General features: G+C 62.8%; 20 protein-coding genes, 5 tRNA genes and 1 pseudogene. 8 read left to right on the plus strand and 18 right to left on the minus strand.

The window, feature by feature from the left end; genetic code table 11:
* Positions 1-133 precede the first annotated feature (133 nt).
* The 3 genes from BXE_RS13710 (at position 134) to aceA (ending at position 4316) form a co-directional block, all read left to right on the plus strand.
* Positions 134-403, plus strand: coding sequence for an acyl-CoA-binding protein (locus BXE_RS13710; protein WP_011488892.1), 270 nt, complete (start codon positions 134-136; stop codon positions 401-403).
* A 487-nt stretch (positions 404-890) separates the two neighbouring features.
* Complete coding sequence (locus tag BXE_RS13715) at positions 891-2504, plus strand: DEAD/DEAH box helicase (protein ID WP_011488893.1); 1614 nt, start codon at positions 891-893, stop codon at positions 2502-2504.
* 507 nt (positions 2505-3011) lie between these two features.
* Positions 3012-4316 carry an isocitrate lyase gene (gene aceA, locus BXE_RS13720; protein ID WP_007181400.1) on the plus strand — a complete coding sequence of 435 codons (1305 nt, stop codon included), beginning with the start codon at positions 3012-3014 and terminating at the stop codon, positions 4314-4316.
* Between the two features lie 264 nt (positions 4317-4580).
* Here the strand turns inward: aceA and BXE_RS13725 are convergent, their stop codons facing one another.
* Positions 4581-5015 carry a universal stress protein gene (locus tag BXE_RS13725; protein ID WP_011488894.1) on the minus strand — a complete coding sequence of 145 codons (435 nt, stop codon included), beginning with the start codon at positions 5013-5015 and terminating at the stop codon, positions 4581-4583.
* A 181-nt stretch (positions 5016-5196) separates the two neighbouring features.
* Entirely contained in the window at positions 5197-6099 is a 903-nt protein-coding gene (locus tag BXE_RS13730; protein WP_011488895.1) for a LysR family transcriptional regulator, read from the minus strand.
* 180 nt (positions 6100-6279) lie between these two features.
* On the opposite strand from BXE_RS13730, the gene BXE_RS13735 reads away from it, so the two are divergent.
* Together BXE_RS13735 and aceB are read left to right on the plus strand one after the other, a co-directional pair.
* Positions 6280-7092, plus strand: a complete 813-nt coding sequence (locus BXE_RS13735; protein WP_011488896.1) for a haloacid dehalogenase type II — start codon at positions 6280-6282, stop codon at positions 7090-7092.
* 82 nt (positions 7093-7174) lie between these two features.
* The gene (gene aceB / locus BXE_RS13740) at positions 7175-8785 is read left to right on the plus strand and encodes a malate synthase A (RefSeq protein ID WP_011488897.1); all 1611 of its coding nucleotides are present in this window, start codon (positions 7175-7177) and stop codon (positions 8783-8785) included.
* Positions 8786-9006: 221 nt separating this feature from the next.
* Here the strand turns inward: aceB and BXE_RS13745 are convergent, their stop codons facing one another.
* Together BXE_RS13745 and rraA are read right to left on the minus strand one after the other, a co-directional pair.
* Positions 9007-9408: a gamma-glutamylcyclotransferase family protein gene (locus tag BXE_RS13745; protein WP_011488898.1), complete on the minus strand. Its 402-nt coding sequence runs from the start codon at positions 9406-9408 to the stop codon at positions 9007-9009.
* 108 nt (positions 9409-9516) lie between these two features.
* Positions 9517-10011 (minus strand): ribonuclease E activity regulator RraA, encoded by a 495-nt coding sequence (gene rraA, locus BXE_RS13750; RefSeq protein WP_011488899.1) that lies wholly within the window; start codon positions 10009-10011, stop codon positions 9517-9519.
* Positions 10012-10183: 172 nt separating this feature from the next.
* Here rraA and BXE_RS13755 point away from each other — a divergent pair, with 172 nt between their 5' ends.
* Positions 10184-11185, plus strand: coding sequence for an AraC family transcriptional regulator (locus BXE_RS13755; protein ID WP_011488900.1), 1002 nt, complete (start codon positions 10184-10186; stop codon positions 11183-11185).
* A gap of 48 nt (positions 11186-11233) precedes the next feature.
* Here the strand turns inward: BXE_RS13755 and BXE_RS13760 are convergent, their stop codons facing one another.
* The 7 genes from BXE_RS13760 to gltX form a co-directional block, all read right to left on the minus strand.
* Positions 11234-11698, minus strand: coding sequence for a GNAT family N-acetyltransferase (locus BXE_RS13760; protein WP_038457730.1), 465 nt, complete (start codon positions 11696-11698; stop codon positions 11234-11236).
* 142 nt (positions 11699-11840) lie between these two features.
* Positions 11841-11917: transfer RNA gene (locus BXE_RS13765), tRNA-Asp, on the minus strand.
* 92 nt (positions 11918-12009) lie between these two features.
* Positions 12010-12085: transfer RNA gene (locus BXE_RS13770), tRNA-Glu, on the minus strand.
* Between the two features lie 61 nt (positions 12086-12146).
* Positions 12147-12223, minus strand: a tRNA-Asp gene (locus tag BXE_RS13775).
* Between the two features lie 103 nt (positions 12224-12326).
* A tRNA-Glu gene (locus BXE_RS13780) sits at positions 12327-12402 on the minus strand.
* Positions 12403-12567: 165 nt separating this feature from the next.
* Positions 12568-12643: transfer RNA gene (locus BXE_RS13785), tRNA-Ala, on the minus strand.
* A gap of 122 nt (positions 12644-12765) precedes the next feature.
* Positions 12766-14175: a glutamate--tRNA ligase gene (gene gltX / locus BXE_RS13790; RefSeq protein WP_011488902.1), complete on the minus strand. Its 1410-nt coding sequence runs from the start codon at positions 14173-14175 to the stop codon at positions 12766-12768.
* Positions 14176-14451: 276 nt separating this feature from the next.
* On the opposite strand from gltX, the gene BXE_RS13795 reads away from it, so the two are divergent.
* Positions 14452-15534 carry a patatin-like phospholipase family protein gene (locus tag BXE_RS13795; protein WP_407668621.1) on the plus strand — a complete coding sequence of 361 codons (1083 nt, stop codon included), beginning with the start codon at positions 14452-14454 and terminating at the stop codon, positions 15532-15534.
* 159 nt (positions 15535-15693) lie between these two features.
* Here the strand turns inward: BXE_RS13795 and BXE_RS13800 are convergent, their stop codons facing one another.
* The 5 genes from BXE_RS13800 to BXE_RS13820 form a co-directional block, all read right to left on the minus strand.
* Positions 15694-16359, minus strand: a complete 666-nt coding sequence (locus BXE_RS13800; RefSeq protein ID WP_011488904.1) for a C40 family peptidase — start codon at positions 16357-16359, stop codon at positions 15694-15696.
* Between the two features lie 136 nt (positions 16360-16495).
* Complete coding sequence (locus BXE_RS13805; RefSeq protein ID WP_011488905.1) at positions 16496-18127, minus strand: ABC transporter ATP-binding protein; 1632 nt, start codon at positions 18125-18127, stop codon at positions 16496-16498.
* Positions 18124-19230 carry an ABC transporter permease gene (locus BXE_RS13810; RefSeq protein ID WP_011488906.1) on the minus strand — a complete coding sequence of 369 codons (1107 nt, stop codon included), beginning with the start codon at positions 19228-19230 and terminating at the stop codon, positions 18124-18126. Before BXE_RS13810 ends, BXE_RS13805 begins: the two co-directional genes overlap by 4 nt.
* Positions 19230-20267 (minus strand): microcin C ABC transporter permease YejB, encoded by a 1038-nt coding sequence (locus BXE_RS13815; protein ID WP_011488907.1) that lies wholly within the window; start codon positions 20265-20267, stop codon positions 19230-19232. The genes BXE_RS13810 and BXE_RS13815 overlap by 1 nt, the downstream gene beginning before the upstream one ends.
* 40 nt (positions 20268-20307) lie before the next feature.
* Positions 20308-22272, minus strand: coding sequence for an extracellular solute-binding protein (locus BXE_RS13820; protein WP_011488908.1), 1965 nt, complete (start codon positions 22270-22272; stop codon positions 20308-20310).
* 126 nt (positions 22273-22398) lie between these two features.
* Between BXE_RS13820 and fabI the strand changes: the two genes are divergently transcribed.
* A complete protein-coding gene (fabI, locus tag BXE_RS13825) occupies positions 22399-23190 on the plus strand; it encodes an enoyl-ACP reductase FabI (RefSeq protein WP_011488909.1) in 792 nt (263 codons plus the stop codon).
* Positions 23191-23330: 140 nt separating this feature from the next.
* Here the strand turns inward: fabI and BXE_RS13830 are convergent, their stop codons facing one another.
* Both BXE_RS13830 and BXE_RS13835 read right to left on the minus strand, forming a co-directional pair.
* On the minus strand, positions 23331-23678 hold the full coding sequence (locus BXE_RS13830) for a hypothetical protein (protein ID WP_011488910.1): 348 nt from the start codon (positions 23676-23678) through the stop codon (positions 23331-23333).
* Positions 23679-24027: 349 nt separating this feature from the next.
* Positions 24028-24503 (minus strand): annotated as a pseudogene (locus tag BXE_RS13835) (Hcp family type VI secretion system effector).
* Positions 24504-24540: the final 37 nt, after the last annotated feature.

A 24540-nucleotide genomic window follows, 5' to 3' on the forward strand; every position in this document is an offset into this window, starting at 1 on the left:
TCCCCTCGGGTGATCCGGCTTCGCACCCGGGCCTGCGCCGATGTTTGGAATAAGCCTTCAACCTCACGGCGGCATGCAGTTGTTATGATCGTCAGCCGACCTCAACCCGACCCCGCCCGGCGGGCAAACCCAAATGACCGATATCGACTCCCAGTTCACCCAGGCCCAGGAAGACGTAAAACAACTGCCGGAACGCCCGGGCAACCTCACGCTGCTGCGTCTGTACGCCCTCTTCAAGCAGGCTAGCGAAGGCGATGTTCACGGCGACAAGCCGGGCTTCACCGACATCGTCGGCAAATACAAGTACGACGCGTGGGCCGCGCTCAAAGGCACCGCGCAGGACGCCGCGAAGCAGCAATACGTCGACCTCGTCGAATCGCTGAAGAGCGGCGCGTCGGCCTGAAGCGGCTCTGAAGCGGCTCTGAAGCGGCTCTGAAGCGGCTCCGAAGCGGTAACGGGCGGCCCGACCGGCAATCGGGCGGCCCTCCGGTCGCCTTCCGCTGCAATTTTTCTGCCAGGAAGTTTCCTAACAGTGGCGCGGTGCAGCAAAACCCTATACAATGCTGCCTGCGCTTCACTGCTTTGCCCGGCTTTCTTCTAGCGGCCTTTGCGGCGCAGCGCCTCGTAGCGTTTAGCTCCAATCCAGTTTAGAACCTGTCCCCTCCTGCCTAGCCCCCTACGGGCGATCATGTCCCAGGCTGGCGGCACGCCGTGTTGGCATGTCGCATCCGATACAGCTTCTAACGAAAAGCTCGCCTTCATTGTCGCGAGCTGCCCCCGTTTTTCGATTTGCTCGCTGCTTCTTTGCTCGCTGAATCCGACGACTTGGGTATGCCGATTGGCGCCGACGTTTTAATTCCGTGTGTACCAAGGATTTACCAAGGATTCTCATGACTTCGAGCAACACCCCCAGCAGCCCGTTGAACGCCATCGCCGACCAGGCACTCGGTCTCGCCGACGCACCCGCGCAAGCCGCAGCCATCGCTGCCGCCCCGGAAGCCGTCGTCGCTGAAGCCGCAGCACCGACCGGCCCGTCGTTCGCGTCGCTCGGTCTGTCCGCGGACGTCGTCTCCGCGCTGACCGCCGCTGGCTATCAGAACCCCACGCCGGTTCAGCAACGCGCGATTCCCGCCGGCATCGCCGGCCGTGACCTGATGGTCTCGAGCCCGACCGGTTCGGGCAAGACCGCCGCGTTCATGCTGCCCGCCATCGAACGTTTCTCGCAACTGCAAAAGACGCAGGCCGGCCAGCCGCGTGAGCCGCGTCCGGCCGACGGCGCCCGCACGCGCCGTCCGCAACCGGTTGCCCGTCCGACCATGCTGGTTCTGACGCCGACCCGCGAACTCGCAATGCAGGTCACCACCGCCGCCGCCACTTACGGCAAGCACCTGAAACGCCTGCGCACCGTCAGCATTCTGGGCGGCGTCGCTTACGGCCAGCAATTGATGCTGCTCGCGAAGAACCCGGAAATCCTGGTCGCCACGCCGGGCCGTCTGATCGACCACCTGGAGCGCGGCCGCATCGATCTGTCGCAACTGCAGATCCTCGTGCTCGACGAAGCCGACCGCATGCTCGACATGGGCTTTATCGAAGACATCGAAACGATCGTTGCCGCTACGCCGGCTACGCGTCAAACCATGCTGTTCTCGGCCACGCTCGACGGCAAGATCACTTCGCTGACCGGCCGCCTGCTGAAGGACCCGGAGCGTATCGAAATCGTTCAGCGCATGGAGCAGCGCACCAACATCGCGCAAACCGTCCATTACGTCGACGACCGCGATCACAAGGACCGTCTGCTCGACCATCTGTTGCGCGACTCCGGCCTCGATCAGGCTATCGTCTTCACGGCAACCAAGATCGATGCCGACCAGCTGGCCGGCCGTCTGGCCGATGCCGGTTTCGAATCGGCCGCCTTGCATGGCGATCTGCCGCAGGGCGCGCGTAACCGCACGATCCGCGCGCTGCGCGAGCGCCGCGTGCGCGTGCTGGTGGCAACAGACGTCGCCGCTCGCGGTATCGACATTCCGGGCATCACGCACGTGTTCAACTACGACCTGCCGAAGTTCGCCGAAGACTACGTGCACCGCATCGGCCGTACTGGCCGTGCCGGCCGCTCGGGTATCGCGGTGAGCCTCGTGCATCACGCGGAACAGGGCGCGCTGAAGCGCATCGAGCGCTTCGTGCGCACCCCGCTGGCAGTCAATGTGGTCGAAGGCTTCGAGCCGCGCAAGTCGGCACCGTCGGGTAACGGCCGTCCTGGCTTTGGTGGCCGCGGCCGTCCGGGCGGCGGCAACGGCGGTGGCCGTCGCTTCGGTAGCGGCTCGGGCAAGCCGGCCGGCAACGGCGGCGCTGCGCGCAGCGGCACCGGTAGCAACGGCGGCGGCTGGGCCGGCAAGTCGGCTGGCGGCGGTTCGCGTGAAGGCGGCTTCGGCGGCGGTTCGCGCGACGGCGGCTACGGCGCACGCCGTAGCGACGGTCCGCGTACGGCGCGTCGCGGCAGCTAAGTACTGGGCTGGGCGCACGCTGCTTCGGGTTTTCGTACCGTTGCAGCGCCCAACAAGTACTCAGTCAGCTTGAAAGATGACCCGGACAGCTTCGTGCTGTTCGTCGGCAGGAAGAAACCGGTGCTTACGCGCCGGTTTTTTTTCGCCCGTCGCTCCGGCAGCCCTAAATTTCACGATGTGGAAAATTTTTTTGCGTCGTAAAAAATCGTGCTGCACGGCACAAGACGACCTGTTGCAAGATGGGAAAAATCGTTTCTTGATGTGAAACGAACGCTATAAATCACTGATTATAAACAAAAATAAATATTCAAAAAACATCTCTCAGCGACTGTTGCGTGTTCCTCGATTTGCCTAGACTCTTATATAAGACTTCACGAAACGGAACGCCCGATCAGGCCGACCGCTTCAACGAAGACTGCAAGTTTGCATGGGACCGGAGTAAGCGTCGAAGCGCCAACTCTGGTCGACAGAGTCACTTATTCATTACAGGCAACCAAGGAGCAAATCATGTCCCGTCAGGAACAAGCCAAACAACTTCAGCAGCAATGGGAAACGGATCCGCGCTGGAAAGGCGTGAAGCGCAGCTACACGGCGGAAGACGTGATCCGCCTGCGCGGTTCGGTGCAGGTCGAGCACACGCTCGCCAAGCGCGGCGCGCAAAAGCTGTGGGAAAGCGTGAACAACGAGCCGTTCGTCAACTCGCTCGGCGCGCTGACCGGCAACCAGGCCATGCAACAGGTCAAGGCCGGCCTCAAGGCGATCTATCTGTCCGGCTGGCAAGTCGCGGGCGACGCGAACGTGGCCGGGGAAATGTATCCGGACCAGTCGCTGTATCCGGCGAACTCGGTGCCGCTCGTCGTCAAGCGCATCAACAACACGCTGACGCGTGCCGACCAGATCCAGTGGTCGGAAGGCAAGAACCCGGGCGACGAAGGCTATATCGACTACTTCGCGCCGATCGTGGCGGATGCGGAAGCGGGCTTCGGCGGCGTGCTGAACGCGTTCGAACTGATGAAGGCGATGATCGAAGCGGGCGCTGCCGGCGTGCACTTCGAAGACCAGCTCGCCTCCGTCAAGAAGTGCGGCCACATGGGCGGCAAGGTGCTCGTGCCGACCCGCGAAAACATCGCCAAGCTGACCGCCGCGCGTCTGGCCGCCGACGTCTCGGGCGTGCCGACCGTGCTGCTGGCGCGTACCGATGCGGAAGCCGCCGACCTGATCACCTCGGACATCGACGAAAACGACAAGCCGTTCCTGACCGGCGAGCGCACGGTGGAAGGCTTCTACCGCACGAAGCCGGGTCTCGAACAGGCAATCTCGCGTGGCCTCGCCTACGCGCCGTACGCCGACATGATCTGGTGCGAAACCGGCAAGCCGGACCTCGAGTTCGCGAAGAAATTCGCCGACGCGATCCACAAGGAATACCCGGATCAACTGCTGTCGTACAACTGCTCGCCGTCGTTCAACTGGAAGAAGAACCTGGACGACGCAACGATCGCCAAGTTCCAGCGCGAACTCGGCGCGATGGGCTACAAGTTCCAGTTCATCACGCTGGCCGGCTTCCACGCGCTGAACTACTCGATGTTCAACCTCGCGCACGGCTATGCCCGCAACCAGATGACCGCCTTCGTCGAAATGCAGCAGGCTGAATTCGCTGCGGCCGAAAAGGGCTTCACCGCAGTCAAGCACCAGCGCGAAGTCGGCACCGGCTACTTCGATGCCGTGACGCAAACGGTCGAACGCGAAGCATCGACGACCGCGCTGCACGGCTCGACGGAAGACGAACAGTTCTTCGACAAGCGGGTCGCGTAAGCAGCCCCGCGGTCTTAGCGAAGGAACAAGGCAGACAGACGGACTAGCAGCCTTCGTCAGAAAGGCGCCGTCACAGGGAGGAGCAAGCCGTCGGGGCATGCATCAGTCGATCAGCGCCGGCGGCTGGAATCTGGGAGAGACAGCAGCAGCGGGACAAAGCCAGCACAACGCATTGTGCGGCGAACACAGCGCGCGCCGGCCTCACCGCCGGCGCGTTTTTTTGTCGGCTTCAATCTTGTCCGCCTCAATCTTGCCGGCTTCAATTCAGCGATACACGATCACCGGAATCTTCGTATGCGTGAGCACCCGCTGCGTTTCGCTGCCGATCAGCAGGCTGCCCAGACCGCGGCGCCCATGCGACGCCATGAAGATCACGTCGCAGCCGCCCTGCTCGGCCGCCTCGATGATGCCGAGATACGGCGCCGGGTGCACGCTGGTCCGGCTATGAACCGCGACGCCGACACGGCGCGCCGCCATTTCCACTTCACGCAGATGCACACGCGCTTCGCGTTCGCTGCGCTGCAGGAATTCGGACGGCGGTTCGACCACCACGTCGGAGAACGGCGAGTACGGATATTGCGGCAGACATGCATAAGCGGTCACGCGCGCGTCGACGGCTTGCGCGAGATCGATGGCGCCCTCGATCGCTTTGCGAGACAGGTCTGAACCGTCCGTCGGAACCAGAATGTGCCTGAACATGATGCCCTCCGTCGCCGGCTGCGCGCAGCGCGGCGTCAGCGTCCAACGAGGCTCGGCGTACAAGCCGCTTCAATCGATTGTAGGTCGCGGAATCGGGCCGAAGGATCCGCCGAGGGTCTGTCCGCATATCGGAAACCCCTTGTTCGGCGCGGCGCAAATCGGCGGGCGAGATCGCGCGGCGTCAGCCCCAATAGCCGGGATGTCCATAGGTATGCTTGAGAAAGTCCAGAAACAGTCTCACGCGCAGCGGCAGATGGCGGCGCTGCGGAAACACCGCATGAATGCCGATGGGCGGCGCGGCGAATTCGTCGAGCACGCTGACGAGCCGCCCCGCCGCAATGTCCGTACCGACCTCCCACCACGAGCGCCACGCGAGACCATAGCCTTCGAGACACCAGTCGTGCAGCACCGCGCCGTCCGAGCATTCCATCGTGCCGGACACCTTGATCGAAACCACCTTGTCGTCCTGCTGGAACATCCAGCCACGCTGCTGGTTGGCGCTCGCGCCGAGCGCGAGGCAGTTGTGATGCGCGAGATCGGCGAGGCTGTGCGGCGCACCGCGCCGGCTCAGATACGCGGGCGACGCGACGCAAACCCGGCGGTTCTCGCCGAGCCTGAGCGACACCAGCGACGAATCCGGCAATTCGCCGAGACGCACGGCGCAGTCGAAACCCTCGTTGACCAGATCGACGAGCCGGTCGGACAGGTCGAGCGTGATCGACACGTCCGGATGCGCGACCGTGAACGCCGGCACCAGTGGCGCGACGTGCCGGCGTCCGAAGCCCGCGGGCGCGGAGAGCCGCAGATGGCCGCTCGCCTTGACGCCGCCCGCCGACACGCTGGCTTCCGCATTCTGCATCTCGTGAATGATGCGCTGACAGTCTTCGAGAAAGGCCGAGCCTTCGAAGGTCAGCGTGAGCTTGCGCGTGGTGCGCACCAGCAATTTGACGCCGAGACGCTCTTCGAGCGCGTCGATGCGTCGCCCGATGATGGCCGGCGCCACGCCTTCGGCCGAAGCCGCAGCGGACAGGCTGCCTTTGGCCGCGACGGTCACGAAAGTCTCGATCTGCTTGAAACGGTCCATAAGCGAGGGGGCCGCGCCGTCCCATCAAGGCATTTTCCTTGAGACGCGACGCGTGGAAGGTGGTCAGTGCGCGTCAGATTAGGTGCATGAAAGTAAAAGATCAAGTGATGTTTAGCCTCTTTTTTAGCGCAGAGTATCACTAATACAATCCATCCTGACCTCTGACAGGAGTGCACGGCAATGTCGGCCACAACGACACTCTCCCCCAAAGCAGTGATTTTCGACGCGTACGGCACGCTCTTCGACGTGCATTCGGTGATCGCTGCCGCGGAGCAGATGTTCCCCGGCCACGGCGACGCGCTTTCGCAGTTGTGGCGGCAGAAACAGATCGAATACACGCAGTTGCGCACGCTCGCCGCTCCGGCGGGCGCACCCGACGCGCACTACCGGCCGTTCTGGGACATCACGCTCGACGCGTTGCGCTTCGCCGCGAAAAAACTCCAGCTCACGCTAGGCCGCAGCGCCGAAAAACGTCTGATGGACGAATATGCGTGCCTGTCCGCCTTCCCCGACGCCGTGCCCGCACTGCGCCTGTTGCGCGACGTGTCCTCCACGGCAGCGGCGCCCGCGAGCGGCGAATCCACCTCGCGCCTGCGTCTCGCGATTCTCTCGAACGGCAATCCGCAAATGCTCGACATCGCCGTGAAAAGCGCCGGCATGACGGGCCTGTTCGACCACGTGTTGTCCGTCGACGCCGTGCGCGCCTACAAACCCTCACCCGCCGCTTATGCGCTCGGCACACAGGCCTTCGGCGTGGAACCGCGCGAGATCGTCTTCGTGTCGTCGAATGGCTGGGACGTGGCGGGCGCGACGTGGTTCGGCTTCACCACTTTCTGGCTCAACCGGCAAAACGCACCCGCCGAAGAACTGGGCGTCACGCCGCATGGCGCGGGCGCAGGCATGACCGATCTGCCCGCTTTTCTGAAGACCCTGACGTCGCCCGGCCGCAGCAGCGGCGCCGGCGGCCGTCCGCGCCACAGCCCTGGCGCGTGACAGCTACCACCGGACTGCGCGACGTGCATCACCCGCATCTCAACATTTGTATCTTTGCAATCTGACCGACCAAGGAGAAAACATGGCGAACCCGCAGTCACCGCATGCAACGTTGCAGTTGCCGCAAGGCATGGAAATCACGGCTGAGATCAAGCCGGGCTATGACGCGATTCTCACGCGCGAAGCGCTCGAACTCGTCGCCGCGCTGCACCGCACTTTCGAACCGCGCCGCCAGCAATTGTTGCAGGCGCGCGCGGAACGCACGAAGCGCCTCGACGCCGGCGAGCGTCCCGACTTCCTCGCCGAAACGAAAAGCGTGCGTGAAGGCGACTGGAAAATCGCACCGCTGCCGCAGGACTTGCAGTGCCGTCGCGTGGAAATCACCGGCCCGGTGGAGCGCAAGATGATCATCAACGCGCTGAATTCGGGCGCGGATTCATACATGACGGACTTCGAAGATTCGAATGCGCCGAGCTGGGATAACCAGATCACCGGCCATATCAATCTGAAGGACGCGGTGCGCCGCACGATCTCGCTGGAGCAGAACGGCAAGTCGTACGCGCTGAACGACAAGGTCGCCACGCTGATCGTGCGTCCGCGCGGCTGGCATCTGGATGAGAAGCACGTAAAGGTGGACGGCAAGCGTGTGTCGGGCAGCATCTTCGACTTCGCGCTCTTCATGGTGCACAACGCGAAGGAACTGCTCGCGCGCGGCTCGGGCCCGTACTTCTATCTGCCGAAGATGGAGAGCCATCTCGAAGCGCGCCTGTGGAACGACATCTTCGTGGCCGCGCAGGAAGCGGTCGGCGTGCCGCGCGGCACGATTCGCGCGACGGTGCTGATCGAAACGATCCTCGCCGCGTTCGAAATGGACGAGATCCTGTACGAGCTGCGCGAACACAGCTCGGGCCTGAACGCCGGCCGCTGGGACTACATCTTCTCGGCGATCAAGAAATTCAAGTCCGACCGTGATTTCTGCCTGGCCGACCGCTCGCAGATCACCATGACCTCGCCGTTCATGCGCGCCTATGCGCTGCTGTTGCTGAAGACCTGCCATCGCCGCAATGCGCCGGCGATCGGCGGCATGAGCGCGCTGATTCCGATCAGGAACGATCCGGCTGCGAACGACAAGGCAATGGCCGGCGTACGCTCGGACAAGGCGCGCGATGCCGGCGACGGCTACGACGGCGGCTGGGTCGCCCACCCGGGCCTCGTGGCGATCGCAATGGAAGAGTTCGTCAAGGTGCTCGGCGACAAGCCGAACCAGATCGGCAAGCAACGCGACGACGTGCTCGTCACGGCGACCGACCTGCTCGACTTCCGTCCTGAAACGCCGATCACCGAGAACGGTCTGCGCAACAACATCAACGTCGGCATTCACTACCTGGGAGCCTGGCTCACGGGCAATGGCTGCGTGCCGATCCACAACCTGATGGAAGATGCCGCCACCGCGGAAATCTCGCGCTCGCAGGTGTGGCAATGGATTCGCTCGCCGAAGGGCAAGCTCGATGACGGCCGCAAGGTCACGGCCGAGCTGGTGCGCGCGATGTCGGCGCAGGAACTCGACAAGGTGAAGCAGGCCGTGGGCGGCGATACGAAACCGTATGAGCGCGCCGCGCAGATCTTCGAGGAAATGTCGACGTCGGAGCAGTTCACCGACTTCCTGACGTTGCCGTTGTACGAGGAGATCTGAGGCCGGCGTCGGACCTCTGAGCGCCCTGGTGGCATCAGGTACATGAGTGACCGGACGACGCAGTAACAACTGTAGCAAGCCCGCTTTCGCGTGTTATTTCGCGTGCTTATTCGTGCACCGCACAGGGCGCGAAAGCGGCTCGAGTCGCAAGGCTGACCGACCGGCGGCCCGACAGGCGCATGCCTGCCGGGCCGTTTTTTATGCACGCGTGACGCGTTCGGTCAGCGCGAGCTGCGATGTTCGACCCAGTCGCCCGATCTGATCTCGGGCAAGCCCTTCACCGCGTTCGGCGCCACGGGATAAAAGCGGCAGTTCACGACACTGCCATCGACTTTCACCATCACCTCGCGCGCGAGGAAGCGATCCTCGACGCCCGGATAGACCGCCTCGATCTCATCGAGCACCGCGACCAGTTCGTCGTCGATCTCATAGACGTCGCCGATCACGTCGACACCGGCTTCGTCGACCACGAGGCCCGGGTACGAGCCGAAATCGAACAGGTGGCCGCGCACCGTGGCCGTGCCGAGCAGATTGGGCGCGGCGATCTGGTTGCGCGCCGCCGCTTCGCTGATGTCGTTCACTTCACCGGCGCGCAATGTGCCGTATACAAAGACGGTTTGCATCGTCGTTTGCTCTCCTTGAAGGGGGTTCGGGTGACTCGTGCTTCTGTTCGAGCCTGCGTCCTGGCTGCGGTTCAGTTCAGCTCGGCGCAGTGCACTTCAACTCTCTGTTCACTTCAACGCCGCGCTCGCCACCAGCACGCCGTCGCTGTCCGCGTAGATCCATTCACCAGGGCGCACCAGCGCGCCGGGCAATTGCACCGCCACGCCACGCTCGCCAGTGCCGAGCTTCTGGCCGCGCCGCGGGCAGGTTGCCAAAGCCGCAATGCCGACGTTCACTTCGTTGAGCTCCAGCGTATCGCGCACGCAGCCGTTCAGGACGATGCCCGCCCAACCGTTCTGTTGCGCGATCTGCGCAAGGTTGCCGCCCACCAGCGCGCAGCGCTGGCTGCCGCCGCCGTCGACCACCAGCACACGGCCCGCGCCCTTCTCTTCGAGCGTGGCGCGCACGAGCGCATTGTCCTCGAATACCTTCAGCGTCACCGCTTCACCGCTGAAACACCCGGCACGGCTGAACAGGTGAAAGACCGGCTCGAGCACGCGCAACGTGCCGAGCGCCAGCTGGTCCTCGTGCGCGTCGCACAAGTCCGCGGTAGCAAAGCTCATGGAGTTCTCCTCGGGTCTGGGCATCGGCACATTATGCAACGCCGGGTGCCACGCAACACCTACAATGAGAGGCCCGCGGCGGTTTGCCGTAGCGGGGTTTGCATGGCGGTGCATTGGGACTACTTTCCGGGTCCGCGCTTTCGCGTTTCCGTTATCGGGATCGATCTTCACCATGACTTCGTCCGTCGCCTCAGACCTGTCGAGCTTCGTACGCTTCGCCGACATTCCGCCCGAGTTCCAGCCGACCGACGCGCATCCCATTCGCGTGCGTTCCCGGCTGATGCCCTCGGGCAGGCGCATTGCGCGTCACACGCATGCGTGGGCGCAGGTGGCCTATGCGTCGCGCGGCGTGCTGCGGGTGGCGACGACCGGCACGACGTGGATGGTGCCGCCATCGCGCGCAATCTGGGTACCGCCGCATGTGACGCACGAAGTGGTCGCTGTCGAAGACGCGTTCCTGCGCACGCTCTACATCACCGAAAGTACCGTGCCGGCCGGGCTCGATACGCCGCGTGTGGTCGAAGTCTCGGATCTGCTGCGCGAAGTGATCGCCGCGCTCGACACACCCGGCATTTCGGCCACGCGCGAGCAGTTGCTCGGCGCGCTCGCACTCGACGAATTGACACGCTCCGAGCCGCTGCCGCTCTCGGTGCCGATGCCCAATGAAAAGCGCCTGCGCGCGCTGTGCGAAGCGGTCATCGCGGACCCGACGCATGGCGAGTCGCTGGAACAATGGGCGTCCAGCGTAGGCGCAAGCACGCGCACGATTGCGCGGCTGTTCCGTCAGGAGTTGGGCGTGAGCTTTTCGCAATGGCGCCAGCAGGCGATTCTGGCGCGCGCGATTCCGCTGTTGAGCCAGGGAAGGCCGCTCTCGCATGTCGCGCTGGAACTGGGCTATCAGAGTCAGAGCGCTTTCTCCGCGATGTTTCGCCGCGCGTTCGGCGAAAGTCCGCGCGCGTTCATCGAGCGTGGCTCGGAACATCGCGTGGAAGATGGGGAGCGGGGTGACATGGAGACGGACAACGAGACGGCGGCGCAGGACCGCGCGGATGTCGCGGATGTCGCGGATGTCGCGGATGATGCAGGTGATGCAGGTGATGCAGGCGATACAGGCGATACAGGCGATACAGGCGATGTAGGCGATGTAGGCGATGCGGACGATTCCGAGCTCTGAGCGTTCGCCCCGAACGCCGCGGGCGATGCCGGGCGCCGAGCTGCAGCCTCAGACGCGCCGCGCCAGATGACGGATCGCGCCGAGTTGCGCCAGACGCGGCCCGGTCAGCTTATAGCCTTTGCGCTGATAGAGCCGTGCAGCGGGATTGTCGACGAACACACGCAACTGCAGCTCGCGCAACCCGCGCTCGCGCGCCCATTGATGCGAGACATCGAGCAGATACGTGCCGGCGCCGAGCCGGCGGTGACCTTCGGCAATCTGCACGTCGCGGATATGCAGCGAATCGCCCTCTTGCGTGATGCGCAACACGCCGATCGGCGTGCCGTCTATCTCGAGAATGAAATTTTCCGACTCGCGCCAGCTGCCGAGAAACAGATCGCCGCGCCAGACGAGATGGTGACGGCGATAGTAACCGCCCATGTTGTTGCGAGTCAGCGCCTCGGCGAACTCGAAATCGTCCATGCTGGCTTTGCGCAGATGAAACGGTAACGCAGCTTCGGTTGGATCGAACATGGCGGGGCGACAAAGATGAGTCGGATCGACGGTAAAACAGGCCGCGCGCGCTGGCAATGGCTGTTTGTCCCGAGCATACCCAGGCGCAATGGATAGCGAAATAAAAAAAGCCCACTTCTTTCGAAGTGGGCTTTCTCAAATCTGGCGGAGCGGACGGGACTCGAACCCGCGACCCCCGGCGTGACAGGCCGGTATTCTAACCAACTGAACTACCGCTCCAGATTTTTGCGCCGCGGCTTGTGAAGCTGGCTCACTTACCACTGCGTCAACACTGCATCGCTCAAACTTCCAACCGAACGACGCCGATGCTCTGGCGTCCCCTAGGGGATTCGAACCCCTGTACTCACCGTGAAAGGGTGATGTCCTAGGCCTCTAGACGAAGGGGACAACGTACTGCTTATACCTTTAATGAAAAAGCCCGTTCAGGTTTGGATGAACGGGCTTTGTCTGGCGGAGTGGACGGGACTCGAACCCGCGACCCCCGGCGTGACAGGCCGGTATTCTAACCGACTGAACTACCACTCCAGTCTTTACACCCTGGCTTGCGAGCGTCGGTTATTTCTCTGCAAGCTGCGCTGCTTTACTGCCCACCGAGTTGCACTCGGAACACTAAAGCGACGCTGATGTTTGGCGTCCCCTAGGGGATTCGAACCCCTGTACTCACCGTGAAAGGGTGATGTCCTAGGCCTCTAGACGAAGGGGACATAATCTTTTCAGATCTGTCTTTAACTCGCTGCCAACTTACGCTAACTTGTCAGTTATTTCGTTTCGTCAACTGCGAAGACCGCTATTTTAACTATGCTACAACTGTTTGTGAAGTCTTTTTTGCTACAAGCCCCAGACTCCAGGACGACTTCATTCTGCTCTGATGGTGGAGGTAAGCGGGATCGAACCGCTGACCTCTTGCATGCCATGCAAGCGCTCTCCCAGCTGAGCTATACCCCCCTTGCAGAACAGAAACGAGATTCTAGAGGCCAATTTGCGCTTTGTAAATACCCTTTGAGCAATTGCATGCGACTTTTTTCGCAAGTCGCATGCAAACCCGCTCAAGGCGCGCCCGAACGCGCTCAGGCCAGCGCTTTTTCGATACGGCTCACCACCACATCGCGCCCGAACAGCATCAGCACGCTGTCGATCGACGGCGTGTGCGTGGTGCCCGCCACCAGCAGACGCACCGGCATCGCAAGCTGCGGCATCTTCAGCTTGTGCGCGCCGAGCGTTGCCTTCAACGCGGCCGCGATGGCTTCCCTGGTCCACTCCACTGCCTTGAGCGCGGCCGCCAGATCGGCGAGCGCCGGCCGCACCGCGTCGGTCACATGCTGCGTGAGCGACTCGGCGTCCGGCGCCGGCGCGCGATAGAACATCGCGGCATTCTCTGCGATTTCCTTTACCGTCGACGCGCGATCCTTCAGCAAGCCCACCACGGCGGTCAGATCGGCGCCCTGGGCAAGCATGGCTTCGTCGATACCGAGCCCAGCGAAGAAGGGCCGCGCCAACTCCGCGAGGCGCACGTTGCCGGCTTCCTTGATGTAGTGCGCATTCAGCCAGTTCAGCTTGTCGTGGTCATATTGGGCCGGGGACTTGCCCAGATGCTCCAGATCGAACCACTCGACGAACTGTTCACGAGAGAAGATTTCCGCGTCGCCATGCGACCAGCCCAGACGCGCCAGATAGTTGACCACCGCCTCCGGCAGGTAACCGGCGTCGCGATAACCCATCACGCTCATTGCGCCGTGACGCTTGCTCATCTTCTCGCCCTGTTCGTTCAGCACGGTGGGCAGGTGCGCATAGACGGGCGGCTCGCCGCCGAGCGCGCGCAGAATGTTGATCTGGCGCGGCGTGTTGTTGACGTGATCGTCGCCGCGAATCACGTGCGTGATACGCATGTCCAGATCGTCGACCACCACGCAGAAGTTGTAGGTCGGCGTGCCGTCCGGGCGCGCGATCACGAGGTCGTCGAGTTCCTCGTTCGAAATCTCGATGCGGCCCTTTACGGCGTCGTCCCATGCCACCACGCCGTTGAGCGGGTTGCGGAAGCGCAGCACCGGCTGTACGCCCGCAGGCGGTTCCGGCAGCACCTTGCCCGGCTCCGGGCGCCACGTGCCGTCGTAGCGCGGCTTTTCGCCGGCTTCGCGCTGGCGTTCGCGCAACGCGTCCAGTTCTTCCGTCGACATGTAGCACAGGTACACCAGCCCCTCGTCCTGCATCTGCTTGAGCACTTCGCGGTAGCGGTCCATGCGCTGCATCTGGTAGAACGGACCTTCGTCGAAATCGAGGCCGAGCCACGCCATGCCTTCGAGAATGGCGTCGACGGATTCGCTCGTGGAGCGCTCGACGTCGGTGTCCTCGATCCGCAGCACGAAGGTCCCTTTCATCTTGCGCGCGAACGCCCACGGATAAAGCGCGGAGCGAATGTTGCCGAGGTGGATGAAGCCGGTGGGACTCGGTGCGAAACGGGTGCGAACAGAGGTGGTCATTAGCGGTTACTCGGAAAGACAGGCGCCGGCGCCCGGGTGGAACATAGCCCGTGAAGCAGCCCGTGAAGCGCGGCAGCGGACCGCGCCCATGCAGCAGGCAGGCGCCGCGCATGGACACGAAGGAAATAAATGCGAGAGGCGAATTATACCTTCCGCAAGCCGGTTGCCTGCCCTCGTCCGAACGGCCAACGCGGCCCGCGTGCCGCGCAGCGCCCGAGCGTTTCCTCTGCAACGTTTCATTACCGCGCCGCCGCGCGCACCGGGCTTTGATTTATGATGTGCGCGCGCTGCGGCCGGAGTTCGATCCTCAGCGCCTGGAATCGCCGCCGGCGATCCGGTCGTCTGGCTATCTGCCTGATCGCGGCCAGGGTGACGCCGATTGCGTTGCCCGCGCCGTTGCTGGAGAACCCGTTGAAGCCCTCATCGCCTCGCCTCGCCCGCCGCAACTTTTCGTTGGCCGCCGCCTCCGCGGTGCTGGCCGCCTGCACCACCACCGGCGGCAAAACCGATAGCACGCCCGTCGCCACCACGCCCACCGCCAACACGCCGCCGCTCGACAAGCCACAGCGGCCGCTGCGCGTCGCGCTGGCGCTGGGCGGCGGCGCCGCGCGCGGCTTCGCGCACATCGGTGTGATCAAGGGGCTCGAGGCGCGCAATATCCAGATCGATCTGGTGGCCGGCACCAGCGCGGGTTCGGTGGTCGGTGCGCTGTACGCGTCGGGCATGAACGGCTTCGCGCTCAACAAGCTCGCCTTGAGCATGGACGAAGCATCGATCAGCGACTGGGCCATGCCGTTTCGCACGCGCGGCTTCCTGCAAGGCGTCGCGTTGCAGAACTACCTGAACACCACGCTCAACAACCGTCCGATCGAGAAGATGGCCAAGCCGCTCGGCGTGGTCGCGACCGACCTGAAAACCGGCCAGCCGATCCTGTTCCAGCGCGGCAATACCGGCGTCGCGGTGCGAGCGTCGTGCAGCGTGCCGTCGATTTTCGAGCCGGTGAAGATCGGCGGACACGAGTATGTGGACGGCGGGCTGGTGAGCCCGGTACCGGCGTCGTTCGCGCGCAAGATGGGCGCGGATTTCGTGATCGCCGTGGATATCTCGCAGCGCCCGGAAAGCGGCCTGACGGCCAGTTCCTTCGACGTGCTGATGCAGACCTTCACGATCATGGGCCAGACCATCAAGGCCTATGAGCTCGACAAATACGCCGACATCGTGATCCGGCCGAATCTGGCCGCCATGAGCGGCAGCGATTTCTCCCAGCGCAACGCCGCGATTCTGGCCGGCGAAGAAGCGGTGGCGAAGATGATGCCGGAGTTGCAGCGCAAGCTGGCGGCGAGCCGCGCGGCGGCGTAGCTGCGTAGCGGACCTGAAGGCGGACCTGAAGCGCTCTGCGAAGCAGCTTGTTCGTCGCTCAAATGCAAAAAGCCTGCTTCTTTCGAAGCAGGCTTTTTTACGCCTGAACCGCCGCGCAACGGGTCACAAGCCGGGTAACAAACCGGCCCGCGCAATCCGTTACTGAGTGTCGCCGAGCGCCGCGTTCACGCGTTTGCGCAGATCCTGGCCGTCCTGATAGGACGTCTCGATCCGGCGCGCGCCGGTGAAACGTTTTTCCCAGTAACCGCTATCCATGTCGTCGACACGGATCGTGCTGCCCGTGGAAGGCGAATGCACGAACTTGTTGTCGCCGATGTAGATGCCGACGTGCGAGAACGTGCGGCGCATGGTGTTGAAGAACACCAGATCGCCCGGCTTCAGGTCGCTCACGCGAACCTTCTCACCGACGCGGCTCATTTCCTCGGCGCGGCGCGGCAGCGCCATACCGAGCGTGTCCTGGAACACATAGCGCACGAAGCCGCTGCAATCGAGCCCGGAATCCGGTGTATTGCCGCCCCAGCGGTAGCGCACGCCGATCATGTTCAGCGCGCCGACCACCACGTCGCCTGCTTTGCCGGCCATGCCGGACAGGAACGATTTGGCGCCGCTATCGCTATTTGGAGCGGTGGCTTGAGAATTGGGAGTGGGCGAAGAATTCGACCCGCCGAGGGTCGAATATGAGGCATTCTGATTGAAACTGCTTACTTCGTCGGCGAACGCGCCGGGAGTTGCTGCCATCAAGACGCCAATGAACATCCCGGCGACGACGCGCGTGCAAGCCTGGGTTAGGTTTCTGTGCTGCATTGGTCGGTATTTTTTGCCTAAAAATCAGGGGGCTACGGAAAAAGTTTGGTCGATACTAGCCAGTAAGTATTCACGTGTCAAAACAAATAGAAAAATTCAATCGAGTTACGCACCCAATTGGTGAAAGGGTGAAAAATCAATGGTCAAGCGCTGCTTTCAGCAGCTTTCGAGTGTAGGGGTGCGCGGGCGTCGCAAAAATTTTCTCAACCTCACCCGTTTCCACGATCGAACCGTTTTGCATGACCGCGACACGATGCGCCATCGCCCCGATCACGGCCAGATCGTGGCTGATGAAAACGAAGCCCAGGTTGTACTTCTGCTGCAACCCGCTGAGCAGCTTCAGCACCTGCTGCTGAATGGAAACGTCGAGCGCGCTGGTCGGTTCGTCGAGGATCAGGATGCGCGGTTCCAGCACCAGCGCGCGTGCAATGGCAATCCGCTGACGCTGGCCGCCGGAGAATTCGTGCGGATAGCGTTGCAGCACCGTGCGATCGAGTCCGACTTCGCGCAGCACCGCGATCACCTTGTCGCGCCGCGCCTGTGGTGTCATGCTCGGCCGGTGCAGCGCAAGCCCTTCGCCCACTATGCGTTCGATGGTCTGGCGCGGCGAAAGCGAACTGAACGGGTCCTGAAAGACGACCTGCATGTTCGAGCGCAAGGTGGTCTGTTCGGCGCCACGATAGCTGCCGAGCGGCCTGCCCTGAAACTCGATCTCGCCATGCACCGTGCGCTGCAGACCGAGCAACGCCATCGCCAGCGTCGATTTGCCCGAACCCGATTCGCCGACGATCCCGAGCGTCTCACCCTGCCGCACGGACACATTGGCGTCCGCGACCGCGCGAAACCGCCCCGAGCGAAACCAGCCGCTGAAGCCCGGCAGCTTCGTTTTGAAATCGACCGAGATGTCGCGCCCTTCGAGCAGCACCGGCGCAATCGGCAGCACCGGCACAACCGTGCGTTCCGGGCGGCTCGCCAGCAGGCGCTGCGTGTATGGGTGCTGCGGGGCCCCGAATACCTGCTCGACGGGTCCGCTTTCCACCAGAACGCCCTTCTCCATCACCGCGATGCGTTGCGCGAAATGGCGCACCAGATTCAGATCGTGCGTGATCAGCAGAACGGCCATGCCGCGCTTTTCCGCTTCGTCGCGTTGCAATTCGAGCAGCAGTTCGACGATCTGTGCGCGAATCGTGACGTCGAGCGCGGTGGTCGGCTCGTCGGCCAGCAAAAGACGCGGACGGCACGCCAGCGCCATTGCGATCATCACGCGCTGACGCTGGCCGCCGGAAAGCTGATGCGGGTAGCTATTCACGCGCTTGCCCGGCTCGGCGATACCGGTGCGCCCCAGCAGCGCCACCGCGCGTTTGCGCGCCTCCTGCGCGCTTACGCCGTCATGCACGACGATGGTTTCCGCAATCTGGTCGCCGACCGTATAGAGCGGATTGAGCGCGGTCATCGGCTCCTGGAAGATCATCGCGATATCGGAGCCGCGCATGCCGCGCATTTCGCGCTCGCTTTTGGCAAGCAGGTCCTCGCCGTCGAAACGGATCGAGCCGCTCACCTGCGCGTCGCTCAGCAGACGCAGGATCGACAGCGCGGTCACGCTCTTGCCCGAACCCGATTCGCCGACCAGCGCCACCCGCTCGCCGCGCTGGATCGCGAGCGTGACGTCGTTCACCGCGACCGTGTCGCCAAAGCGCACGTGCAGATGCTCCAGTTCGAGCAGCGGCGTCGCGGCCTGCGGTGCGTTGTTCTGCAAGCCGGCGCTCATTGATTGCCTCCGGCGCGCATGGCATCGGAGATGCGCGTGTCGAGCGCGTTGCGCAACGCATCGCCCATGAAGGTCAGCAGCAGCAACATCGCGACCAGTACGCCGAAGGTGGACAGCGAAATCCACCAGGCGTCGAGATTCGCCTTGCCTTGCGCGAGCAGTTCACCGAGGCTCGGCGTGGGCGACGGCACGCCCAGGCCGAGAAAGTCGAGGCTCGTCAGCGCGAGAATGGCGCCGCTCATGCGAAACGGCAGGAACGTGATGACCGGCGTCAGACTGTTGGGCAGCACATGCCGCCACATGATCTGCCAGTTCGACAACCCCATTGCACGTGCCGCGCGCACATAGTCCTGGTGGCGATTGCGCAGAAACTCCGCGCGCACGTAGTCGGACAGGCCAATCCAGCCGAACAGCGAGAGCAGCACGATCAGCAGGATGAAGCCCGGCTCGAAGATCGACGAAAAGATGATCAGCAGATAAAGCTCGGGCATCGCGCTCCAGATTTCGATCAGACGCTGCCCGACGATATCGATACGTCCTCCGAAATAACCCTGCACGGCGCCCGCCGCAATGCCGAGTATCGTGCCGATCAGCGTCAGCACCAGCCCGAATTCCACCGACACCCGGAAGCCGTACAGCAGACGCGCGAACAGGTCGCGGCCACGGTCGTCGGTGCCGAGCCAGTTATCGCGCGACGGCGGCGCCGGGTTCGGCGCCTTCGAAAAGTAGTTCAGCGTGTCGTAGTAATAGCGATTCGGCGGATACAGCGCGAAATTGCCCGGCGCGTCGAAGCGCTGCTTGACATACGGATCGAGATAATCGGCCGGCGTCGGGAAGTCGCCGCCGAACGTGGTTTCCGCGTAGGTCTTGAACATCGGGAAATACAGCTTGCCCTCATAGCGCACCACGAGCGGCTTGTCGTTCGACCACAGCGGACCGGCCAGACTCGCCGCGAACGCCACCACGAACACGATCAGACTCCAGTAGCCCAGGCGCTGCTGGCGAAAGCGCTGCCAGACACGGCGCGCGGGCGAAGGCGACACGAACGCGCGCGCGGTTTCGGCGCGCGCCGACGCATCGGCGGAAAGACGGGCTCGATTCATCAGCGCTCCAGTTGTTCGAATTGGATGCGGGGATCGACCCACACATAGCAAAGATCGGAAATCAGCTTGGTCGCCAGACCGATCAGCGTGAACAGATACAGCGTGCCGAGCACGACCGGATAGTCGCGCCGCACCACCGATTCGTACGACAGCAACCCGAGGCCGTCGAGCGAAAACAGCGTTTCGATCAGCAGACTGCCGGTAAAGAACGCGCCGATGAACGCAGCCGGAAAACCGACGATCAGCGGCAACAGCGCATTGCGGAACACGTGCTTCCACAGCACGCGCTTTTCGGACAGACCTTTGGCGCGCGCGGTCAGCACGTATTGTTTGCGGATCTCGTCGAGAAAAGCATTTTTCGTCAGCATGGTGACCACCGCGAAACTGCCCACGACCGAGGCCGTGATCGGCAACGCGATATGCCACAGATAGTCGAGCACCTTGCCGGCGACACTCAATTGCGCCCAGTTGTCCGACGTGAGATTGCGCAGCGGAAAGAGTTGCAGGAACGTGCCGCCACCGAACACCACGAGCAGCAGCACGCCCAGCACGAAGCCCGGAATCGCATAGCCGATCAGCACCACGAGGCTCGTTGCGACGTCGAAACGCGAGCCGTTGCGGATCGCCTTCGCAATGCCGAGCGGCACCGATATCAGATACGTCAGAAAGAACGTCCACAAGCCGATGCTGATCGACACCGGCAGCTTGGAGACGATCAGCGACCACACGCTTTGATGGCGGAAATAGCTCTGGCCGAGATCGAACGTCGAGAAGCGCTTGAGCATCAGCACGTAACGCTCGAGCGGGGGTTTGTCGAAACCGTAGAGCGCTTTCAGTTGTGCGATCTGCTGCGCGTCGACGCCGCTATGCGCGCGCAGACCGAACGGCGCGCCGTTCTCCGCGCCTTTGCGCAACTCGTGCTGCATCTGCTCGACCGGGCCACCGGGGACGAACTGGATCACGGCGAAGGTCAGCGTGAGCACGCCGAGCAGGGTCGGGATCATGAGCAGCAGGCGTTTGAGGATGTAGCTCCACATGGCGGCGGTTCCGGTGCGAAGGCGGTGAATGAATGACGCGTTAGCGCGGCTGGGCCTGGGCTTGCGGCTGCGCTTGTGGCTGCGCGAACCACCACGTCGACGTGATCCAGCCTTCCGCTGAATAGTACAGGGGCAATGTTTTTGGCCACGCGAGGCCGCGCTTGAACGCCACCCGGTGCGTCGCGCTGTACCAGTGCGGCACGACATAGTAGCCATGCATCAGCACGCGGTCGAGCGCGTGGGTGGCGTCGATCAGCTGCTCGCGCGTCTGCGCATGCACGAGCGCGCTGAGGATGGCATCGACCGCGGGCGACTTCAGCCCGATCATGTTGTCGGAGCCTTGCGTATCCGCGGCCTTGCTGCCGAAGCGCTCGATCTGCTCCGAACCGGGCACCTGCACATCCGGCATGCGGATGGTGGTGGTGTCGAAATCGAAGCTGTCCAGACGCTTCTGATAGACCGCAAAGTCCGACACGCGAAACGTGGCTTCGATGCCGAGCTTCTGCAGATTGCGGATGAAGGTCGCGACGATCGGCTCCATCTGCGCGGACGAGCCGGAGTCGTCGAGAATCTCGAAGCGGAACGGCTCGCCTTTGGCATTGCGCAACGCGCCGTCGCGATAGGTCCAGCCGGCCTCCTGCAATAGCGCGCGCGCCTGCAGCAGATTGGCGCGCAGCGAGCCCGGCGGATCGGTGTCCGGCTGCCTGGGCGGCGGACCGAACACCGCCGGGTCGAGTTTCGCGCGCCACGGTTCGAGCAACGCCAATTCACCTGGCGACGGCAGCCCCTTCGCCTGCAGATCGGTATTGGCGAAGAAACTGTCGATACGCGTGTACTGATTGAAGAACAGCTGGCGGTTGAGCCACTGGAAATCGAGCGCGAGATCGAGCGCCTTGCGCACGCGCACGTCCTGAAACAAAGGCCGCCGTGTGTTCAGCATGAAGCCCTGCATGCCGGTGCCGTTATGTTGCGGAAACACCTGCTTGATCAGCTCGCCGTTATCGAACTTCTTGCCCACGTCACGCCGCACCCAATTGCGCGCGACATACTCGACCAGCGCATCGTACTCGCCCGCCTTGAACGCTTCCAGGCGCGCCGTGCTGTCCGAATACAGCTTGTAGACAATGTGATCGAAGTTGTTCGTGCCGACGCGCACCGGCAGCGCCGCGCCCCAGTAATTCGGGTCGCGCCGGTACGTGATCGTTCGGCCGTTGTCGTACTGCTCGATCAGATAAGGACCGCTGCTGATCGGCTTTTCGAACGCGAGCTGGTCGAACGGAATGCGGCTGCCGTCCGGCTTCATCCCCCACTTGCGCGAGAACACCGGCATACCGCCGGCGAGTAACGGCAACTCGCGATTGCGCTGGCGAAACTCGAAGCGGATCGTCTGCGGATCGACCACCACCGCACGCGTGATCTCGCCGAAGATCGATGCGAATTGCGGCGCGGCCTGCGGGCTTTTCAGCGTATCGAGCGAAAACTTGACGTCGTCGGCGGTGACCGGATCGCCGTTCGAAAAGCGCGCGCGCGGATTGATGTGGAAGGTGACCGACAAGCCGTCCGGCGCGATGCTGATGTCGTCGGCGAGCAACCCATAGGCGGACGCCACTTCGTCGCTGCTGCCGGTGGTGAGGCTTTCGAACATCAGATCCACACCGGGTGCGGTATTGCCGCGCAGTGTGAACGGATTGAATTTATCGAAGCTCGTGAGGCGGCTCGGATTGGCCAGCACCAGCGTGCCGCCCTTCGGCGCGTCCGGGTTGACGTAGTCGAAGTGCTTGAAATTCGCCGGATATTTCGGGTCGCCGTATTGCGCGATCGCATAGACCGCATGCGCCCCCGGCGCCACGAGGAAACCCGCCACCGCCAGCACACCGCACAGCATGGCTGCGCAACGGGAGCGCCATGAACGCGGCACGAGCGCGAAGCCGGCGCGCGAGGGTCTGTGAATCGCGCTGCGCTGAGGTGCGCAAGGCGTTGGAACCCGTCGCGAGCCAGTTGTCATAGGGACCTTGTTGATCAGTGGGCAATTGCAGTGTGAGAGAATTCTACCCAATAAACCCGCGCGATCCGCACGCCGTTTGCACACAGCGTCGGCGTGTGCGGCGCGCCGATCCGATCAGGAGATTTCATGGGCTTCCTCGCTGGCAAACGTATCCTGCTGACCGGCTTGTTGTCGAACCGCTCGATTGCATACGGTATCGCGCAAGCCTGCAGGCGCGAAGGCGCCGAGTTGGCGTTCACCTATGTCGGCGAGCGCTTCAAGGATCGCATCAAGGAGTTCGCCGGCGAATTCGGCAGCGACCTGGTGTTCCCCTGCGACGTCGCCGACGACGCGCAGATCGACGCCCTCTTCGCTTCACTGAAGCAACACTGGGACGGCCTCGACGGTCTGGTCCATTCGATCGGCTTTGCGCCGCGTGAAGCGATTGCCGGCGATTTCCTCGACGGCATGACGCGCGAAAATTTCCGCATCGCGCATGACATCTCCGCGTACAGCTTCCCCGCGCTCGCCAAGGCCGCGCAGTCCATGTTCACACCGGACGCGTCGTTGCTCACGCTGAGCTATCTCGGCGCCGAGCGCGCAATTCCAAACTACAACACGATGGGTCTCGCCAAGGCTTCGCTCGAAGCGAGCGTGCGGTATCTGGCGGTCTCGCTCGGCGCCAAAGGCGTGCGCGTCAACGGCATTTCGGCGGGCCCGATCAGGACGCTGGCTGCGAGCGGTATCAAGGGCTTCGGCAAGATTCTCGAGTTCGTCGAACAGAATGCGCCGCTCAGGCGCAACGTGACGATCGAACAGGTCGGCAACACGGCGGCTTTCCTGCTGTCGGATCTGGCGGCCGGCGTGACCGCGGAAATCGTGCACGTCGATAGCGGCTTCAATGCGGTGGTGGGCGGCATGGCTGCTGTTGCCGAGTGAGAGCGCGATTCACCTGAACGTGTGGCGCTCTGTTCAAGCAGCTTGTGTTTCGCTGGCCTGCTGCGGAAGCCCAATAGAAAAACCGCCCTCTCGGGCGGTCTTCTTTGACTTCGCGACTCGGCCAATTGCTGGGTGGACGCTTAGTGCCAGCCGCGGCGATTGTCGTAGTGGTCGCGGCCGTAATCGTAACGGCCCGGCGGATGACGACGATACCAGTCATCGCGCGCCCAATAGCGACGGCCGTCCCAATAGCGGTCTCCATGCCAGCCGATTACGATCGACGGGCCACCGTAGTACACGGGAGCCGGTTGATACACGACCGGCGGCGGAGGTGGCGGCGGCGGTGCATAGACCGGTGCCGGCGCGACGTAAACCGGCGCGGGAATGCCGATGTTGACACCCACGTTGAGACCGCCGGCCGTTGCAGCACCCGACGCACCCAACGCGAAAACCCCGATCAGAAGCGGAACAAGACGAGCGGACTTCATCGATCACCTTTTGGAAGAATGTGTTGTTGGCGGAAATATAGCGCAAGGCGGTGTCCAGCGTATTTCAACTTTGTAATAACTGATGCATAACATCGCCCATCCGGCTGACTGGTTACGTCTCGTTACATCGGATGAGGTTTTGGTGAAGAACGGGTGGTGTTGTAGTCGGCGCGCGTGTTCGCAACGGTTGAGGTTTCGTCCTCATGGCGCCGCGTGCTGCAGCGCTTGACGGCCGAGCAGGCGCACATTGGCGGGTACGCAGGGTTGCCGCCGCCATCAGGCCATCGTTATTCGGCGCGCCCCGTCCAGATGGACAGCCTCTTCAATGTCGTCTTACAGCAGCGTTGCTCTATCTGACGGTGCTATTTTCTTTGATATACATCATGGCCGTCACCGTCCCACCGCTGCCGCCGAGAGGATTCTGAACGATATATTCGTGCTTCATGGTCGAAAAGGATAGGCGGACACTTTCGTGGCAAGTTGTTTCGTTCGCGAGCGGCGCAACGTGCGTGATTATCACGTCATACATCGTGATTCGCGAAAATTCGTGAGGTATGCCACCCGCCTTGCGCATTGTCAGCAGCGCCTTGTCGACACGTTTGCCTGTGAAGCAGTATTTCGCCAGGTTCGGACTGGCTCGATCAAACTCATGCGTAAAAAACAGGTCTGATACGGTTGCTTTGCCTGCTCCGCCACCTGTGAAAGCATGGTTGAATTCTGCGATACCTGCCAACCCCACGAAATTACATCAATTTCATTCAAATGCGCGGCATCCTGAGATTCACCATCAATGCCATTTATTTTAATAAAAATATCCTGCGCCACTCCACCTCCCTCTTTATCAGATTGCAGTTACCCTGGA

The organism is Paraburkholderia xenovorans LB400, from assembly GCF_000013645.1.
GTDB classification, from domain to species: Bacteria; Pseudomonadota; Gammaproteobacteria; order Burkholderiales; family Burkholderiaceae; genus Paraburkholderia; species Paraburkholderia xenovorans.

Coding starts and splice junctions, on each gene's coding strand:
- BXE_RS13710 (WP_011488892.1), top strand. CDS start 134: ATGACCGATATCGACTCCCAGTTCACCCAGGCCCAGGAAGACGTAAAA.
- BXE_RS13715 (WP_011488893.1), top strand. CDS start 891: ATGACTTCGAGCAACACCCCCAGCAGCCCGTTGAACGCCATCGCCGAC.
- aceA (WP_007181400.1), top strand. CDS start 3,012: ATGTCCCGTCAGGAACAAGCCAAACAACTTCAGCAGCAATGGGAAACG.
- BXE_RS13725 (WP_011488894.1), bottom strand. CDS start 5,015: ATGTTCAGGCACATTCTGGTTCCGACGGACGGTTCAGACCTGTCTCGC.
- BXE_RS13730 (WP_011488895.1), bottom strand. CDS start 6,099: ATGGACCGTTTCAAGCAGATCGAGACTTTCGTGACCGTCGCGGCCAAA.
- BXE_RS13735 (WP_011488896.1), top strand. CDS start 6,280: ATGTCGGCCACAACGACACTCTCCCCCAAAGCAGTGATTTTCGACGCG.
- aceB (WP_011488897.1), top strand. CDS start 7,175: ATGGCGAACCCGCAGTCACCGCATGCAACGTTGCAGTTGCCGCAAGGC.
- BXE_RS13745 (WP_011488898.1), bottom strand. CDS start 9,408: ATGCAAACCGTCTTTGTATACGGCACATTGCGCGCCGGTGAAGTGAAC.
- rraA (WP_011488899.1), bottom strand. CDS start 10,011: ATGAGCTTTGCTACCGCGGACTTGTGCGACGCGCACGAGGACCAGCTG.
- BXE_RS13755 (WP_011488900.1), top strand. CDS start 10,184: ATGACTTCGTCCGTCGCCTCAGACCTGTCGAGCTTCGTACGCTTCGCC.
- BXE_RS13760 (WP_038457730.1), bottom strand. CDS start 11,698: ATGTTCGATCCAACCGAAGCTGCGTTACCGTTTCATCTGCGCAAAGCC.
- gltX (WP_011488902.1), bottom strand. CDS start 14,175: ATGACCACCTCTGTTCGCACCCGTTTCGCACCGAGTCCCACCGGCTTC.
- BXE_RS13795 (WP_407668621.1), top strand. CDS start 14,452: ATGTGCGCGCGCTGCGGCCGGAGTTCGATCCTCAGCGCCTGGAATCGC.
- BXE_RS13800 (WP_011488904.1), bottom strand. CDS start 16,359: ATGCAGCACAGAAACCTAACCCAGGCTTGCACGCGCGTCGTCGCCGGG.
- BXE_RS13805 (WP_011488905.1), bottom strand. CDS start 18,127: ATGAGCGCCGGCTTGCAGAACAACGCACCGCAGGCCGCGACGCCGCTG.
- BXE_RS13810 (WP_011488906.1), bottom strand. CDS start 19,230: ATGAATCGAGCCCGTCTTTCCGCCGATGCGTCGGCGCGCGCCGAAACC.
- BXE_RS13815 (WP_011488907.1), bottom strand. CDS start 20,267: ATGTGGAGCTACATCCTCAAACGCCTGCTGCTCATGATCCCGACCCTG.
- BXE_RS13820 (WP_011488908.1), bottom strand. CDS start 22,272: ATGACAACTGGCTCGCGACGGGTTCCAACGCCTTGCGCACCTCAGCGC.
- fabI (WP_011488909.1), top strand. CDS start 22,399: ATGGGCTTCCTCGCTGGCAAACGTATCCTGCTGACCGGCTTGTTGTCG.
- BXE_RS13830 (WP_011488910.1), bottom strand. CDS start 23,678: ATGAAGTCCGCTCGTCTTGTTCCGCTTCTGATCGGGGTTTTCGCGTTG.